Below are 16,549 nucleotides of genomic sequence, written 5' to 3'. Positions count from 1 at the left end.
GTCGGCCACAGGAGGCTGAGCGCGACTACACGGAGGCCCTTGCGATCCGCAGGCGGCTTGCGGAGAGGTCACCTGAGCAGTTCGAGCCATTCCTAGCGGTCACCCTGAAGAGCCTCGCTGTACTCTACAGCAGGACAAATCGAATAGATGACCTCGAGGATGTGCTTGTAGAGTATGTGAAGGTCCTTTACTGTCTTAACAAGCGAGCACAGACTGCGTATTCAGAGGAGTTCAGCGCCATGCTGAGAACGCTTCAGGGGTACTATACACAGTTCAGAAGACTCTCACCAGAGGAGGCGGATTCAAAGATTAAGGACCTCTTACGACATGCCGATCCCAAGTGTCGTGGTGGTGGGTTGTAGTGTCCTGTGATGATATTGAGTATGCGATGGATGGACGCATGTCTCTCACCCATGGTTTCCCGAGGCCATGACTTGTGAGGAGTTTGAGCAAGTGTCGTTGTCCTAGTGCAATTTCCACGTCTCTACTTGTGGCAGCGGACTTCAGTTTTCAGAGCAGGCATGCATCTTGATGCATCATGCTGACACTCTCCGAGGCGACTCATACCAAGCGCGAGCTTCGGTGCAGCCCATATCTTGGAACAGCAGCATAGTGACTCAGCGCGAGAGAGATACTGGTGGCATGGCCGGGGGACATTCAGTCGGAGAGAACCAGAGCGACAAAAGAGTGTGGGGTCAGGGACAACGTGTGCCCTGACCTCCTTTTCGATGTGAGGGACTGAGGAATATAGTACTCCGATAGGCCTAGGATCCTGACCCACGCATCTTGCTGACGAAGAAGCACTTCTGCCTGTATGCTTCGTCCTCAAGACCCGAGATGAAGTTCTCAAGCTGTTTTACCTTGGTGAACTCCTCCGAGATACCGAGGTCTCTCACGGTCACGAAGGCCGTCTTGTCGTCAAGTCGGACGTATACGCCACCTAGTCCGACGTTGTGTTTCATGAATACGGGATCCTCAGTGCCTTTCACCCTGTAGAATCCCTGTCGTCTAAGCATTCTCGTGAACATTTGCATCTTGTCTTGCCCTCCCGGCGGCAGACAAACTCTGCAGTAAACGCACCCCGAATATAAATCAATCACATGGTGGCGCGTAAACATCGGCCAAACACGTAGTGTCTGTATGTTGTCGTAGCGCTTTCTGCAGGCCTTCTACAGAAGGGTGTCTCCTGGACTGAGTCAAGAATCCGGAAGACTCGACGAGAATCATGCTTGGGTGTACTAGTGTTTGGCGCCCATAGTACTTAACGTGTACTAATCAGATGGCCTACGACTCAGTACATGACATAGCACAGTTCGTGTTCAGTCGGGACGCGCCTGTTCTGGTGCTGTGGAGGAATGCTTAAAATGGCGCCATCAGGCCGTCCTCCACATGGACGTACTCGGCGACATCGCTTCCCTGACCATGCAGCTGTTGGACCTTGTCTCTCGGCCTCCATACTCGGCCGTGTTTGTTGCATTCGTGTCCGTACTCATTGCTCTCTTTTCGACTTGGTCGACTGTGCGGTTCACCGACATGGAGCAGCTCAGGAGTGACATGGCGGAGGTCAAGGCGTGGCAGCAGAAGCTGGGGGCGGCACGCAAGACGATGGATCCCGTGCTGCTGCAAGAGGTGATGGATGGGCAGAGCCATATCATGACAATCCAGGCCAGGATGATGAGTGCCAGAATGAAGCCGATGTGTATCTTCTACATACCATTCATCATAATCTTCTGGATGCTCAGTCTTCTGTATCAGGGGACCCCTGTCGCCATACTGCCGTTCAACGCACAGAAGTGGTTGTTCTTCATCGATGGATGGCTCGGCACGTCGCAGGGGGTCACAGGCGGCTTTGGGCTGTACTTTCTCACATGGTACCTGATTGTGTCTTTCAGCTTCGGCAGTCTGATTCGGAAGTGGGCCAAACTGGACTACATGTAGCTCATGCGGGGGTAGTCCGCTCTACTTTCTGTGACCGGACCAGCAGGAGCAAGACGATGGCTGCCATTGTGAGGACGACTGAATAGTGGAATGCAGTGACAAGTGAGTATGCGTCAGCAATATACCCGATGATGACTCCTCCTGGCAGAGCCGCGAGCCCGATGGCCATCTGAAACCCACCTATGATAGTACCTCTGCGCTCTGGCTCAACCAGGTCTGCCACAAATGTGGTCTGGACAGGGTCAAGTGCACCATTGACGAGTCCAAAGAAAACCAGCATCGGCAACACCATCAGCATGTTGGTTGCCACGTTAGACCACAATGAAGTGAGGACCAGCAGAACAGCGGCCGTCAGCAGAATTGACTTGCGACCATACTTGTCAGAGGCGGCTCCAAACGGGAGCGCGCTTCCGGCGTAGACCAGATTGAAGAGTACATAGAGGAGTGGTGCTTGCGCCTCGTCCCATCCGAGTCCTCCGGCGAAGAGTATTATGAACGAGTACGAGTATGTCGCCATTGCCAGCAGCAGTGATGCAAGCAATAGTATCTTCAGGTTCTTGTCGAGATTCCTGAATGAGATTCCCTTGAATACATCTCTTCCTCTCTTGTCTCTGATGAAGCGCAGAACGATGAGGACCGAGAAGAGACTGGGGATGGTGGCCAGGAGGAATATCCCTGCATAGCCCAGAGTGCCGAAGAGCAACACTGCCAGTATGGAACCGAAGAGTGCTCCAGCAGTGTCCATGGCTCTCAAGAAACCGAATGACCTTCCACGATGGCGCTTCTCTGCGCAGTCGGCTACAATTGCGTCTCTGGGAGGACCGCGTATCTTGCCGAGCCGATCCATGGTCTTTAGCGCAGCTGCTTGGAAGAGGCCTGGTGAGAAGACGGTCGAAAGTGCGAAGCCAAGCCGCGAGATTGAGGCCATGCTGTAGCCGGCGATGATGAACGGCTTCCTCCGCCCTGTTCTGTCCGACGCATAGCCTGCGCTTACCTTCGCCAGTGCGGTCACAGTCTGTGCCAGTCCATCGATGGCCAATACGAACACAAAGGGTAGTCCTAGGTATGTCTTCAGGTAATTCGGCCACACCGCACTGATCATGTCTGAGCCGGTATCGTTGAGAAATGATGCGGCACCAAATGCACGGACAGGGTCATGATCGGGAGTCGCTTGTGTCTGGTCAGCCTCGGATGAGACCTCTCTGTCTTCTTCACGTCGGGTCTCGGACTTGTCCTCGCTCATTGTTTCTCTGTCTCCGCGCCGAGGCAGCCCAACAGCCTGCTATTATCTCTTGTTGATGGTTCCGCCTCTGTTTATTGTCTTGGGCTGGAGGGACAGGGCACCCAATGGGTTTGCCTCGTTGATACAGGCAAGATAGAGTCTGTCGAACATCCCACCTAGGCACCTCAACTGCAGGCTGTGGAATTGACGCCTCACAGATACGGAGTCTTCCTTACAGTTACTTTGCCAGCAAGAGTCAAATCCAAGCGCCGACATGCCAGACACATGACCAACAGACCGAGCGTGTACTTTGGCTCCGTTCAGCATGGGAATAGAGGAGCATTTGCCTCATTTGCCGCAAAGGTGGACGAGGTCTTCAGACGACTGGACCTCTCGACCATTGAGAAGCGTGACAAGGTGGCAGTGAAGATGCATCTCGGGAACGATGATGGCTATCAGACTGTTCCTGTCTTCTTTGTCAGACGCATCGTGCAGGCGATAAAGAACCAGGGCGCATATCCCTTCATCACAGACACCGCCACGTCTGTCTACAATGCTGCATCCAGAGGTTACACGGAGGAGACATGCGGTTGCCCACTTGTACCTGCCACGGGGATAAAGGATGGCTACACGTATGAGACCGCCGTCAAGATTGGAAACATAGAGTCCCTCGACATGGCAGGAGTGCTACACGACTCCGACGTGCTTGTTGACTTGTCCCATGTGAAAGGTCACAACTCATGCGGCTTCGGTGGCGCAATCAAGAACATCTCACTGGGAGGCTATTCCGCCCGGTCGCGCTGGGAGAGGTACCACCGGGTCCACGAGAGCATTCCGTACTGGGATTCGGACAAGTGTACTCCAGAACACGCCAAGCGGCTCGTCCAGTCTTGCCCAGACCGCTGCATCAAGTACGACGAGAAGAGCCACAGACTCACAGTCAGCTTTGATATGTGCAACCAGTGCATGGAGTGCGTGAGAGCCGATGAAGGGGTCGGATGCCTGAGAATCAGAAAGGAGAACTTCAGTCTGTTTCAGGAGCTGATGGCAAAGGGTGCCAAAGCGATTCTCGACTGCTATGACAAGAACAAGGTCTTCTTTCTCAGCTTTCTCACAGAGATGACCGCATACTGCGACTGTTGGGGTATTGGCCAGCCTGTGGTGATCAACGACATTGGTGTGCTCTCAAGTCGCGACATAGTGGCCATAGAGACTGCTGCTCTCGACCTCATAGCGAAGGAGGGTCTCATTGAGCGGAACATTCCACCATTCATACGAGCAGACCTTGACCCAAGTCATGCACTACATCCGTTTGCGAGGTTGCACGGTCCGATGAAAGACCCCTACATCGTTGTTGAGTATGCTGAGCGGCTTGGATTGGGCTCGAGGCTCTACGACCTGATTGAGGTTCTGTCACCGGCTGAGACCATGAGTATGAAAGCGCCTTCGGGTGTCTCCGAGAGAGCGCCGTCATTCTATTGAGATGCCTTTCGAGAATGACTCAACGCAAGAACCAAATGTATCGCCGGGGGTCCGGGAGGTGTTCCATAGCGCAAGTGTTATTGAGACCACGCATGTGGGACACCACTGTCGAGCTGTACCACCGCGCGCATGTCCAGTACTCGTGAGGGAATACAACCACAGAAAAGGGATATAGCCAACAATCAAACCCCCTATGATGTCTTGGAAATGGCTCCTCCGTCTGCACTCAAGAAAAGGCTCGCCTTTGTCGAAGGCATCGCTGACATGTGCAGGCGTGGTGATTTTGACGCGATTGCTGACTCTCTGAAGGAGTTCTGGAAAGACAAGAAGGTCGCCCCTTGGCATCGAGTCTACTCCATGTTGGAGTCATCAGCCGATGCCTTTGAGTCACAGGACGCACTGTCTGAGACCCTCCTGCTGCTCCGTGACTCTGTGTTTGGGGTCATCGGTGCTCATAGCCTCAGTCTTGCACTTGACATCAGCGGACGAGAACTGCTCAGCATCGTGCTCTCGGGGAAGACCATGAGTGAGGGTCGCAGGAAGGCAAGAGAGAAGTGCGCCGAAATGGTCGCGGAGAAGATATCCAAGAAGAAGACCGACTTCCTGCTCGTATCCGGACTGACTAGGGATGGTTTCCATGCCCTAGTGCCCGCACTGAGGAGTGCACTGCTCGACGAGTTCCGTGCAGCTCGACCGGAGCCAAAGAACGGGAAGGTGAGCCTTGTCAGACTCCTGAAGTCGAGCCACGGGTCAGAACTGCTTCGCACTCTGGCAATCCATGAGACTGAGATTGCGGAGAGTGACCAGCGCTTCCCTCAGATACTTGAGGCTTTTGACCGAATGTCTGTCGAGCTTGAGCTTGAGCCGGTCGAGGCCGTTGCTCCGGTTGAGACGTTGCAGGCAACACTCGATGGCGATGTGATTGACGAGGAGGAAGCCACCGTGGTTCCCGCAGACCGTGGTGCGGACAGACCGCGCGCAGGAAAGAGCAGCAAGAAGGGAGGGGTCGAGTCGTGAGCAAGACTACTCCGGACCTGACAAGTCTAGAGAAGAAGCGGGTTGATGAACTGAGGCGCATAGTGTCCGGCCTTGACTCGACTAATCCATCGCTCAGGTACACTGCAGCCGGAAAGATGATTGCTGCCGAGTCAGGCAAGTCGCTCTTGGCGAAGGCACTTGACCTGTTCAGGAGCAGTGACTCGACAATGCGTCGACTGGCGACAAGGACTGTCGGTCGTAACGCATACGGCCCGTACGTTCGAGATCTGTTCACCGGTCTCTGTGAGATCAACCCTGCAGAGAGAGAGCAGGTACTTCAGGTCATCGAGGAGTCCATGCAACGCGTGGGCCCACCCAGACATCCCAGAGAGCAGACTCGATGGATTGAGGCACTCACCGGACTGGGTCGAGAACACCAGCCGACAGTCTTTGGACTGATGGCACTGCTCGGTCCCAAGGCAATCAAATGGGTCGAGTCACGCATCAAGGACCACATAGAAACGCTCTCCTTGGGGTCGGTCCAGCGACTGAGCTCGTTTCCCGAGCCGGCCAGAGAGCAGCTCATCCGGCTTGCCATTAGACAATCATCGACAAAGAAGAGGGAACTGCTCCCCTACCTCTTGGAACTGCTAGACCAACGCACAATACAGCTTGTCGCGCCGTTCATGAAGGAGGCGTCATGGCAGGAGCGAGTGCAGATTGCCTCCAGAGTCGCCAGAGTGGGGGTCACCACGTCCGCAGGCCTCATCATGGACTTGATGGCCGACCCTGACTGGCGTGTCAAGCAGGAGTTCCTCGAGCATCTCAATGTTGCCTCCTCGAAGTTCACCATCCTGCTGCAGATACTGGGTTACCTTGTCTCGGACAGCCATGCACGTGTCCGAGCTGCTGCAGACCGTGCTCTTCTGATTCTCGGGACAACAGCATGCGCTCAGTCAGACATCGAGACTCAGAGAAAGAGACTCATGCGACGATTCAGGAAGCAGTTGCTCAGAGCGGCACCACAGAATGGAGACCTCGACTCTTCATGGCTTGGAGTTGAGATTCCGGATACAGATGTGTTCCCAGTCTTTACCGAAGAAGAAGAGATGGAGATGGAGCGTGAGGACGTTGCACAGCGCGGGGTCAGCCTGGAGGACCTCAGAGGACCCAAGACCCCTCTTGAGTCCGTAGCTTCTTCCTCAGCTCAGCTGGACATCATCGCCGCGCTTCGCAAGAAGAGACGAGACGTCTCTGGGCCCGATGACGATGGTTCAGCCGTCCCAAGTGGTTCTGAATCCGTACCTGAAGCCGACATGGCCGTGTCCGACAGAGTGGTGAGGGTGCTTAAGGAGGTTTCAAAGAAGGGTCGGACCGTGAAGATATCCGTGCTCCGAGAACGGCTCCTCAATGACGGAGTGAGTGAGAGTGACTTCGACTTGACCATCCGGCAGCTTGAACGTGATGGGATAGTGTACCGTTCTTCAGAGGACACCATAGGCTACGTGGACCTGGACCTCTAGAGTGATGGTCAGGTCAACAAGGAAGGGACATGAGATGGCAAGCATTGTTGTGAAGAATGGGCTGGTGGTCACCTGCAACAAGCGGGAGCGGATGGTCGAGGGGGGCTACGTACGAGTCGACGGTAATCGAATCGTTGACATCGGTGAGGGCGACCCGAGTGAGCCCTCTGACCAAGTGATTGATGCATCGGGCGGAGTCATAGTCCCCGGGCTGATCACTGCACACACTCACCTGTATGGGATTCTTCTCAGAGGTGCTAACTTGGGCATATCGCCGCCCGGAGACTTCGCACAAGTGCTTCAGAGAGTCTGGTGGCCCGTCGATGAGGCACTCCGCGTCGAAGATGCCTATGCCAGCGCCCTTGCGGCCTCAGCTCAGATGCTCTTGTCGGGGTCTACATTCTTCGCAGATACCTACTCGGGACCGAACTCCATCCGTGGGAGTCTGGATGCCATAGCTCGTGCGTCCAGTGAGACCGGCATGAGGGCGATGATAGCATTCGAGGTCACCGAGAGGAACAGCGAAGAAGAGGCACGCATAGGACTGGAAGAAGCACGGCGGTTCGCGGCACGAGCGGATGCGAAAGACGGCCTGATATCGCTGATGACAAGCATTCACGCTTCCTTTACTGTGAGTGACGGACTTATCGAGACCGCAGTCAGTCAGGCTGCTGAACTAGGTCTTCCACTGACCATTCACACATCGGAGGGGCTTGTGGACCTGTACCACAATCTGGAGAGGTATGGCGAGAGGACCGTGGAGCGACTCGAACGGCTCGGGGCACTGGGGCCTCGGACTGTGCTGGCTCACTGTGTGCATGTCGACGACCACGAGCTGGACCTGATTGCATCTTCCGGAGCCTCTGTTGCTCACAACCCCATGTCGAACATGCTCAATGCTGTGGGCACTGCACCAGTCCCGGCAATGCTGCGTCGAGGCATTCCTGTCGGTCTCGGTAACGACGGCTGGGTGTTCGATCCTTTTGAGAACATGCGATGCGCGCTCACGGTTCATCGACTGGCATCTGGCAGTCCGAGCGCCATCGGACCCGATGAGGTCTGGAAAATGGCCACCACAGGCGGAGCTCGTTGCTACGGTCTGCAAGACAGACTAGGGAGTCTCGAGGTGGGGCATCTGGCTGACATGGTCGTCCTTGATGCATCACGGGTCCCCACTCCGCTCACGAGCTCCTCTGTTGTCGGACATCTCGTGAACACGTTCTCAGCTCGGGATGTCGCCCATGTCATTGTCAACGGGCGCGTTGTTGTAAGCAAAGGGCATCTTGTACTGGCCGATGAGAGCCGTATTGTGCAGATTTCCCGCCAGAGCGCAAGAGACCTGTGGAACCGAGTTGGCTCGAAGATGCACTGAACATCGCCTCCTTCTGTCCCATATGGCGACCAGAACCGTGACTGCTGTACGGCCTTCGCGCTGGCTATGGCAAGTACAACTACAATGCACAGAACTGGGGCCTGATCTTCTGGCACACTGTTCGCTGTCAGTCAGGTAGGCTTTGAGCGTTGGTCCGGTCATGCATGCATGGCAGACTCAGAACACAATCCCGAGAGCAGTTGAAATGCCTCTTCTTCGAAACACTTGGTCACTGTTCATGGTTAGTGGTACCGAGACGAACGCACGAGTCACTCCGCTCATGGATAGTCAACCGTGCTGAATCGCTTCCCAGAGAGAGACCGGTAGAAGTATCATCTGCTTCATTTGACGGCGGGCTCTTGAGTCTCACCGGATTATGTCCATTGACACTTGACTGGGAAGGGAAACAAGTGGAGAGAAAAAGAGAGGAGGAGGGGACTTGCAGCCCCTCGAGAATCAGCTACTTCTTCTTGCAGACAACAGCACCTAGTATGACAAGGACCGCGACGCCTATGCCAATGTACAGGATGTTGTTCATGATCAGTACCTGAATGTCCGACGGCAGACCCTGCCTAATGATATTCATCTCTTTGTCGATTGCCGTTCCGTTGTATGTCTTGACCAGGTATTTGGCGAGGAATCCATCGCTCTTCAGATATGATCCCGTCACTTCAAGCTTGTTGGAGAGAAAACTGCCGGAGAACTTCATGCCCCAGTAATAGTAGTCGTTGATGATGGTTATGTTTTCACTGTAGTCTGGAATGGATGTGATTAGTTGTGTCATCAGGGTGAAGTTGCCTATGGGAACTGCGAACTTCATACCGACCAGTGCCAGAAACAGGAAGATAAGCACACTAAAGCCCATGTCCGTGCCATTTACCCACTTGAAATCGAGATCAACATCTGGAATCTCGGTCCAGTTGGTTATGATGTTAGGGATGACATCTGGAGCGGTATTCACTCGCAGGTATATGATTTCGTCGACATCGTCATCTCCGGTTACATCGTTGACAACCATATCAAAGTTGAACTGATCATTCAGTTTGACACCCCATGCAAGTCCCTGCGATGTGGCCGCTGCAACCGGAGTCATCAGCACCATTCCGGCAAGGGCTGCAACTAGTAGTATTCGTAGCGCGTGCATGATTATCATGTCCTAATCCAACTAACAGTTGGTCACAGATTCACCGGACTCAGGCCCTTATAAGTCAATACGGTCAGAACTGCTGGGCATAGCAAGAACTTGAAAAGGGTCCGGGAGGGGCATAAGTGCATGTCCCGCAGCATGCTCCGATATGACGGTCCCATATTCGATGCACACACGCATGTTGTCAACATGGATGCCCTTGGTCTTCTCGTGAGAGTGGGGCAGCAGCATGGACTTCGAAGAGCTCTTCTGATTGTCCACGGCCACCCGATTGAGCCAATCGCTCGCAAGTTCCCGGGGATGTTTGTCTTTGCCAAGTACTTTCTTAGTGCGGACCTGTTTGCACACGGCACGGAGTCTGCGGTGAGAGCTGCAAGGACAATGCGGGAAGAGGGTTTCTCTGTCGCCAAGATGCACTTTGCCCCCTTCTGGTCGCAGAGACTGAACCTCGCTTCGTCTGCGCCACCGGTCAGCAGCCCGCTGTTTGACCCGGTATTCGATGCGCTGGCGGAAGACGAACTGCCGGTGCTAATCCATGTCAGCGATCCGGACACATACTATGCACAGCGGTATTCTGACGTGAAGCTCTATGGTACAAAAGAGGAACACCTTCAAGAGCTGGAGGATAGGCTTGGCAGGTCGCCGAGAGTCATGTTCCAAGTGGCGCACTTTGCTGCGCAACCGGAGACCCACCGTCTTGCCAACCTCTCGCGCATGTTCGACAGATACCCAAACCTCTTTGTGGATACCGGTTCTGCAAGATGGATGGCGAGAGAACTCGGCAAAGATGTCAACGCTGCCAGGGCGTTCATCAGAAGACACTCGGACAGGATACTCTTCGGCACAGACTGCGTGGCGAACTCGCTGGACGAGAGCTACTACACGGGAAGATACGAGTCCGAACGCATATTGTTCGAGTCCGACGTCATAGGCATGCCTCTGCCATTCCCCGACACCGACACTGCAAGTTCCGGTGGGACTGTGATCAATGGCCTTAACCTTGACGATGACCAGCTGAGAAGAATCTACTGGGAGAATGCACAGCGGCTCTATTCTACCTCATAGCACCGTGCGCAAGAGTCCTCCGGGTCCACAGAAGACTCTTCACCCACTGACATGATGATAAGGTATCGGGGCCCTGTTCAGGACTGCACGAACGCCGTGGACCAGTGTGAAGAGCCCGTCACGTCTGCAAGAGCGCCCGAAAGGCCGCCGGTTCAGCTCCCTCCGAGATGGGTCTGATGCGGTACGCGGGATACTTGTGGCTCAGCATAGCAGCAATGCGGGTTCCGACAAGTTTCTTCATGACTCCGGCATGGTCACCACGCCACAGATACACGACCTTGTTCTCATGGTCTATGTAGACGAGCACCTTTGTGGAATCGGTCTTGTGGACATTCTCTTCAGATGGAAACATCTTCGCTTCAGAGTCAATCTCGAAGGTCTCTATCATCGGACCACGCTCTTGGCTTCTCGCACTGTCTCAGTAGATGCTTAAGTCACTTCTTGCCACGAGTGCTACGTGATACATAGCCTTAATGGGTTGGACTCATCATAGCTGGAGCGCAAACAGGGTCACTAGCGTTGCGAGGTCGGTGACGTGTATGAACAAGACGGCATCCGTGTGAAGCTCGTTGACAGAGATCTGAGGCGGATAGTAGTGGAACATGGTGACATCGTAGTGAGCTATCCACTCAATGTTGTGCCGGACAGACTTCTACAGGCCCTTGCCGCCGCTGTGGACCACGGAGCCACTCCCGAAGAGCAGCTCAACGGACTATACTCATCGAGCCTGATGAAGCCCACCGTCTGCACTTGCAACCAAGGCAGGCCGTTCCACGTCAACACTGCGACAAAGATTGTCCGCCCAACTCTGACAGACGAGATCATTGAGAAGAAGATTGAGGAGCTGGAGGGCACCCTGCTCGGATGGCAGGGACGCAGGTTTGAAGACACACTTGCTGAACGCATAGATGTATACAGAGACCTGTTCTGTGATGAACGGAGGATTGACCGATTTCGACTCAGTGCAGTGGAGATGTTCGGTACAGGGACACACCAGAACATACAGCGAGATCCACGTGTGACCCTTCACTTCATGTGGTCATCAGACCCAGACATTGCAAGCAACTGCTATCAGCTCAACTGCATAGCGGAGATAGTGCCGCCCGGGAGTCCATTCTATCGGTATTCGCGTTTCATGCGATCCCTCTTCTCTTCCCGATTCTTGCACGTCGACCGAGCAGACTACATCTGCGCCTATCGGCTGTGGGTGGTAGAGGCGAGGGACAAGAGCCTTGCACCGCGGCCGGGCTTTCCGTCCTAGTAATAGTGGTCCATTGCAGTCAGCAGCTTGTGAGGAAGCTCATCGACAGATGCGATGTCAACCACGACGCCGTGTGCCGCTCTTGCGATCTCCTCGGCCTCAGCCCATGCCTTCTCCTGCCTGGGGACAAGTACTATCATCCTGATGCCCTGCAGTCGCATCCTGCGGGCCAGCTCTACACACTGAGCTGTGTCTGACAGGTACATGTCCGATGCAAACACGAAGAACTTGTCCTTTGCTCGGGACTCCTCAAGGTTCTCCAGCGCAAGACGCATCGAGTTGGCTCCTCCAGTCCCGCCTCCGGCTCTTATGTCCAGCAGGTCCGAGACGACCTTCTCAACAGAGACGTGTCGTTCTCTCACGGTCTTGACCACATGCGTCATGTGATCAAAGAGGACAACTCCGAAGTCGTCGCGCTGAACGGCGAAGAGCCCCGCCATCACTGATACAGACAGCATTCCCAGCTTCTCTGGTTGGTCCATTGAACCGGACTTGTCAAGCGCCCAGAAGAATGCTCTGTGACCCTGGCAGGTCTCGGTGACAAGAAGGTCCTCCGGGTCGATGACCTCGAAGCTGTGTCTGCCCTGCGACAGAAGCGCCTCGAGGGTCTCCTCAAGAGATATGAGGTCCGGTTCATCGCCTATCCTGAAGGGCCTGACTGTTGTCGACTCCTGGACTCCACCCAGCATCGATGAGCCCACTGTCGACCTTGCGTGTTGCCGACCCAGGTCGAGTAGCATTCTCCTTGCGATCTCACGCAGCCTGACCCTGATATGCGCGGGCAGCTCCTCTCTATATGTATACCACATCTTCACAATGTTGGTTGCTGGTCCACCCAAGATACCATCGAGGACCTTCTCCACCCGTGAGGGGTCGAGAGGAGAAAGTGACTGCTCGCTCCTGCCAGTCCTTGTCAGCCCTAGGGCTGCACGCAAGTCGAGATGTGCCACCGCACCCAGCGCCGCTCTGTTGTCCGTCTGCAACGCAATGGATGCAATCTCATTCAACTGCGCGCCTGACAGGCTTGACTGCGTCATCAGGTCGTACAGCCGTTCAAAGTCCCTGACGCCCTGCTGCACCAGCGACTTGACCACTTGGAAACTCGGGTTGAGAAGCTCCGCGATCTCAGTCTCGGAGAGCCCCAGACGTCTGCCAGCGGCCTCAATAGCTGTATTGGAAGCGGTCACGCCCTTGCCGGAGAGGTGTCGGACAGTCTGTCGTAGCTGACTCTTGGACTGCGTGTAGGACACTGCGGCGTCTGCGAGCTGGCACATGGCCTGCTCCCACTGCTCCGTCATGTCCTTCTTGTCAACTTGCTCCGTGTCTTGGGCCATTGCCGACAATGCTCGCGTGAGGAACTGAGTGGGACTAGACCTGACCGCTGCCTCCTGAAGCAGACGACGAGTCTCCTTGCTCAGCAGGCTCCTCCAAGACGAGCAGTTCATCGCGGTCTGTGCAAGCTGGCTCATGTCAACTCGCTTGTCTCTGGCCTGCTCAAAGTTGAGGTCGTACTGCTCCAGCAGACGTTCCGTGATGTCCTGTCCCGTCGCTCTTGAGATTGACCGTGCCAGCTCTGCCGCGTCAGACAGGTCATACTGCTTCCATGACGACTCCAGTGTCCTGTGAATGTCCGCAGGCAGTCTATGCAGTTCTGCAGCATACGATGCGAGGTCACTCAGGTTCTGAAGGGACTCTTCAAGTGCCGTCCTCATCGCCTCAAGGTCTTCGTGACTCATTGAGGCCAGTTCTTCCACAAGTCGAAGCGCCTTGGCTGCGGTCGCAGGGTCACCCCGAGCAAGTTGCGCGAACTGCTCCTGCAGATCCGCATCACCTCGGAGTGCACGTGCTGCTGTCCTCTCTGCTGCACTGCCAGACTCGCACACGGTGTCGAGAGCATCAAGTGTCTGGGCGTTGCGGATGTCGGCGGCCGTCAGACTGCCCGTCCGGTTCATCAGCTCCCTACGCACCTCTTCTAACAATTCCTGGTGATTCGTAAGCCCTCGGAGGATGATGTCTCCCTCATTCAGGTAGGCCCTGACCGCTCTGTAGACCGGGTCGTCAGCATTCTGTCTCAAGCGTGTGAGGAAGTCGTAACCTGCTTCTGCACGGTCGGCGGCAATGCATTCTGCTAACTCACGCTCTCTCCTGATTGTCTCCAACACGCTGTGAAGTGGGTTCTTCCTGTCGCCTCTTGAGTCGACCTTCTCCGGTTCGGGTTTCTGCTCCTGGGTCGTATTCTTCCTCCCGAACAGGACCTCTTCCGCCACGGCCCTTGCTGTCTCTTGGTCCACGGGGTTGGTTGTGAAGACAGCTGCACCAATGAAGTCATCAAGACTGAGCTTCCCGTTGCGAAAGAACCTTGCAGACAGGAGACCAGCGATGGCCTGAGTCTGTCGGACAGTGGGCTTGCTCTGCAGGTCAGGGGTTGTTCTCATCGCACTCACAAAGCGATAGGCGAACTCCGGGACGTTATCAGTGGTGGGTCGCAAGAGCGGCTCGGAGACCTCTGCCATCAGCTCCCGCTCTCCCTCGACGCAAGACTGCGCCTGATGATGCTCTGAACCGCGTTCTCGGCAACTATGCCGGGCCTGAACCTGAGCGCACCTGTGAGGACATAGTTTGCAGCGGCGGACAGAGTCTGATGACTCGGGTCGTCCTCACCTGATCTCCGGGCCATCTCAGCGGACAGCCGCGCAATCGATATCGCTGCACGTATCGAAGCAGGGACCTCCACGTCCGTGTCCTGTCTGGTGGAGCTGACCAGTCTGTAGATGAGCTCCAGCACACTGTCACTCAGGTGATACTCCGGACAGTTGACCTTCACAATCTCAAGTTCTGTCTCCTTTCTCGGATAGCCGAGGCGGATCCAGACCCTTATCCTATCTCTCAATGCCTCGGACAGCCGGTGTGCGCCTGCCATCTCCTCAGGGTTCATTGTCAATACGGGAAAGAAGTCCTCGCTGGCCCGTATCCTGCCAAGTCGCGGGACATAGACACTCCACTCTTCGAAGGGCTCAAGCAACGAGTTCTGGACGTACTCGGGAAGGCGGTTCGCCTCGTTGAGACCGAAGACACCACCGGACACCATTGTCTTGAGCAGTGGTCCGGGCTCGAACGACTCAAGAGTGAAGCCCTTGTTCAACACAAGGGCAGGGTTGAAGGAACCAATGAGGTGTGCGGGGCGAACTCCCTCGTCGCCCGTGATCCACGAGAAGCTTCTCTCGCTCTTGTCTGCGTATGCTCGGAGGAGCAGTGTCTTTCCGATTCCCGGAGGGCCAATTATCCCGGGAATGAGCCGTGCATTCTCACAGTCTGACAGGACATCGAATGCGTCCTTGTACTGCTCCTTGATGACCATCCTGACCTTCTCAGTCTGGGCTGCATCAGCTCGCATCTGGAACGCTGCAATGAACGTACTACCTTCGTCCTGCCCCTGAGGACGCGTCTTCTTCCCGGTCATTCTCGCGACACCCACGGTCTGTTCCTCCTTTGACCTGTTCCGTGCCCACCGTATATAACCATGTTCAATATGCTGGTGTCAACAAGAGGAACGGTCTCGCCGAAGAGGTGTACATCTACTGCCAGCGTGTTGACTTGACCACTGGCTCTTGGACGGCCTCTGCCATGAGTACAGGCTGCGCCAGAGCGAGTCAGTATGCAGTGTTGTGTGCGCAGCGTGTCGCTCTGTAAGACATCAACTCTCTGATTCGTGATCGTTGTTGAGATTCTCCATGGCTTGCATCGCTGTGAAGTCTCTTCTTCTTTCTGACTGGGCATATCAAGCATGACTGAAGAGCAGAGCAGAGCGCACTGTGCCTCAGAGACATATGATAGACTCAACTGAGGGCTCTCACGGGCATTGTTGTGTTCAAGCGACGGAGGACATACAACGAAACGCGTGTCACTGGGACCAACCCACCACACGAAATCTGTTTATATTTTCAGGTCACGTCTTGAACCCTTAGCTATCGGAACAAAGAGGGATCTGACCGTGTCGGTGTCAGACTTTGCCGACCACCTTTACTATCAAGACGGGAGAGTGCGTTTTGAACCGGCAGCCAAGAGCTCCGTAGCATACTACCTTCGCTTCGGGCTCGGGCTGGACTATCGCGTCAGTCTTGTCGTCCTACTGCTGACATACGGTCTGATGGCCACACTTCTCTTCTTCGCTAAGGGCCCGTGGTCGCTCCTCACTGGAGATGTGGTCACTTCGGGATTCCTCTGGATTCTGACTGTCGCGCTCCTCACGAGAGAATGGAGAGCGATGACCACTGGTCTTGCTCAGATACTGAGCGTGAGGAGTGCATCATCGGGGAGAGCCAGAGTGGAATTAAAGGAGGCATTCTCAGACCTGGAGGAATACGGTACTCATCGACGCATATTCATTAATTCGGCGTTCAGGAAAGGGAATATCGATTACATATCCGTGGTATTGGCCTTCATAGTCATTGTGCTCGAGACTGCCGACAGGGCTACCTACTACCACCTGACTTTCGGAAACTGGACAATGTGTTTTACTCATCTCTGGAAAGACGCAATTCCTCTGCACCCTGTCCTTATG

At 55.0% G+C, this 16,549-nt stretch carries 15 protein-coding genes; 9 read left to right on the top strand and 6 right to left on the bottom strand.

Annotation, left to right across the window (positions count from 1 at the left end):
• The coding region (locus HXY34_13845; protein NWF97215.1) for a hypothetical protein at positions 1–362 on the top strand (362 nt) is incomplete at its 5' end.
• A gap of 402 nt (positions 363–764) precedes the next feature.
• Here HXY34_13845 and HXY34_13840 read toward each other — a convergent pair.
• Positions 765–1,034, bottom strand: a complete 270-nt coding sequence (locus tag HXY34_13840; protein NWF97214.1) for a hypothetical protein — start codon at positions 1,032–1,034, stop codon at positions 765–767.
• 355 nt (positions 1,035–1,389) lie between these two features.
• Here HXY34_13840 and HXY34_13835 point away from each other — a divergent pair, with 355 nt between their 5' ends.
• Complete coding sequence (locus HXY34_13835; GenBank protein NWF97213.1) at positions 1,390–1,938, top strand: DUF106 domain-containing protein; 549 nt, start codon at positions 1,390–1,392, stop codon at positions 1,936–1,938.
• Position 1,939: 1 nt separating this feature from the next.
• Here the strand turns inward: HXY34_13835 and HXY34_13830 are convergent, their stop codons facing one another.
• Complete coding sequence (locus HXY34_13830) at positions 1,940–3,181, bottom strand: MFS transporter (protein NWF97212.1); 1,242 nt, start codon at positions 3,179–3,181, stop codon at positions 1,940–1,942.
• 264 nt (positions 3,182–3,445) lie between these two features.
• Here HXY34_13830 and HXY34_13825 point away from each other — a divergent pair, with 264 nt between their 5' ends.
• The 4 genes from HXY34_13825 to HXY34_13810 all read left to right on the top strand — a co-directional run bounded on the left by HXY34_13825 (position 3,446) and on the right by HXY34_13810 (position 8,515).
• Positions 3,446–4,642, top strand: coding sequence for a DUF362 domain-containing protein (locus HXY34_13825; GenBank protein NWF97211.1), 1,197 nt, complete (start codon positions 3,446–3,448; stop codon positions 4,640–4,642).
• A gap of 129 nt (positions 4,643–4,771) precedes the next feature.
• Positions 4,772–5,659: a hypothetical protein gene (locus HXY34_13820; GenBank protein ID NWF97210.1), complete on the top strand. Its 888-nt coding sequence runs from the start codon at positions 4,772–4,774 to the stop codon at positions 5,657–5,659.
• On the top strand, positions 5,656–7,143 hold the full coding sequence (locus HXY34_13815) for a hypothetical protein (protein ID NWF97209.1): 1,488 nt from the start codon (positions 5,656–5,658) through the stop codon (positions 7,141–7,143). Before HXY34_13820 ends, HXY34_13815 begins: the two co-directional genes overlap by 4 nt.
• A gap of 4 nt (positions 7,144–7,147) precedes the next feature.
• On the top strand, positions 7,148–8,515 hold the full coding sequence (locus HXY34_13810; protein NWF97208.1) for an amidohydrolase family protein: 1,368 nt from the start codon (positions 7,148–7,150) through the stop codon (positions 8,513–8,515).
• Between the two features lie 460 nt (positions 8,516–8,975).
• Here HXY34_13810 and HXY34_13805 read toward each other — a convergent pair whose 3' ends face one another.
• The gene (locus tag HXY34_13805; GenBank protein ID NWF97207.1) at positions 8,976–9,659 is read right to left on the bottom strand and encodes a hypothetical protein; all 684 of its coding nucleotides are present in this window, start codon (positions 9,657–9,659) and stop codon (positions 8,976–8,978) included.
• Positions 9,660–9,788: 129 nt separating this feature from the next.
• Here HXY34_13805 and HXY34_13800 point away from each other — a divergent pair, with 129 nt between their 5' ends.
• Positions 9,789–10,727 (top strand): amidohydrolase family protein, encoded by a 939-nt coding sequence (locus HXY34_13800; GenBank protein NWF97206.1) that lies wholly within the window; start codon positions 9,789–9,791, stop codon positions 10,725–10,727.
• Positions 10,728–10,845: 118 nt separating this feature from the next.
• Here the strand turns inward: HXY34_13800 and HXY34_13795 are convergent, their stop codons facing one another.
• Positions 10,846–11,115, bottom strand: coding sequence for a hypothetical protein (locus tag HXY34_13795; protein NWF97205.1), 270 nt, complete (start codon positions 11,113–11,115; stop codon positions 10,846–10,848).
• A 147-nt stretch (positions 11,116–11,262) separates the two neighbouring features.
• On the opposite strand from HXY34_13795, the gene HXY34_13790 reads away from it, so the two are divergent.
• Positions 11,263–11,988 (top strand): hypothetical protein, encoded by a 726-nt coding sequence (locus HXY34_13790; GenBank protein ID NWF97204.1) that lies wholly within the window; start codon positions 11,263–11,265, stop codon positions 11,986–11,988.
• Here HXY34_13790 and HXY34_13785 read toward each other — a convergent pair.
• Together HXY34_13785 and HXY34_13780 are read right to left on the bottom strand one after the other, a co-directional pair.
• Complete coding sequence (locus HXY34_13785) at positions 11,985–14,501, bottom strand: hypothetical protein (protein NWF97203.1); 2,517 nt, start codon at positions 14,499–14,501, stop codon at positions 11,985–11,987. The genes HXY34_13790 and HXY34_13785 overlap by 4 nt on opposite strands.
• Positions 14,501–15,448 (bottom strand): MoxR family ATPase, encoded by a 948-nt coding sequence (locus HXY34_13780; GenBank protein NWF97202.1) that lies wholly within the window; start codon positions 15,446–15,448, stop codon positions 14,501–14,503. Before HXY34_13780 ends, HXY34_13785 begins: the two co-directional genes overlap by 1 nt.
• A gap of 579 nt (positions 15,449–16,027) precedes the next feature.
• On the opposite strand from HXY34_13780, the gene HXY34_13775 reads away from it, so the two are divergent.
• Positions 16,028–16,549 (top strand): hypothetical protein (locus tag HXY34_13775; protein NWF97201.1); only part of this gene is annotated, 522 nt, incomplete at its 3' end.

Source organism: Candidatus Thorarchaeota archaeon, assembly GCA_013388835.1.
Taxonomy (GTDB): Archaea; Asgardarchaeota; Thorarchaeia; order Thorarchaeales; family Thorarchaeaceae; genus JACAEL01.
Note: the sequence above shows the minus strand (reverse complement) of the source record. Positions and strands in the feature narration are given on the sequence as shown.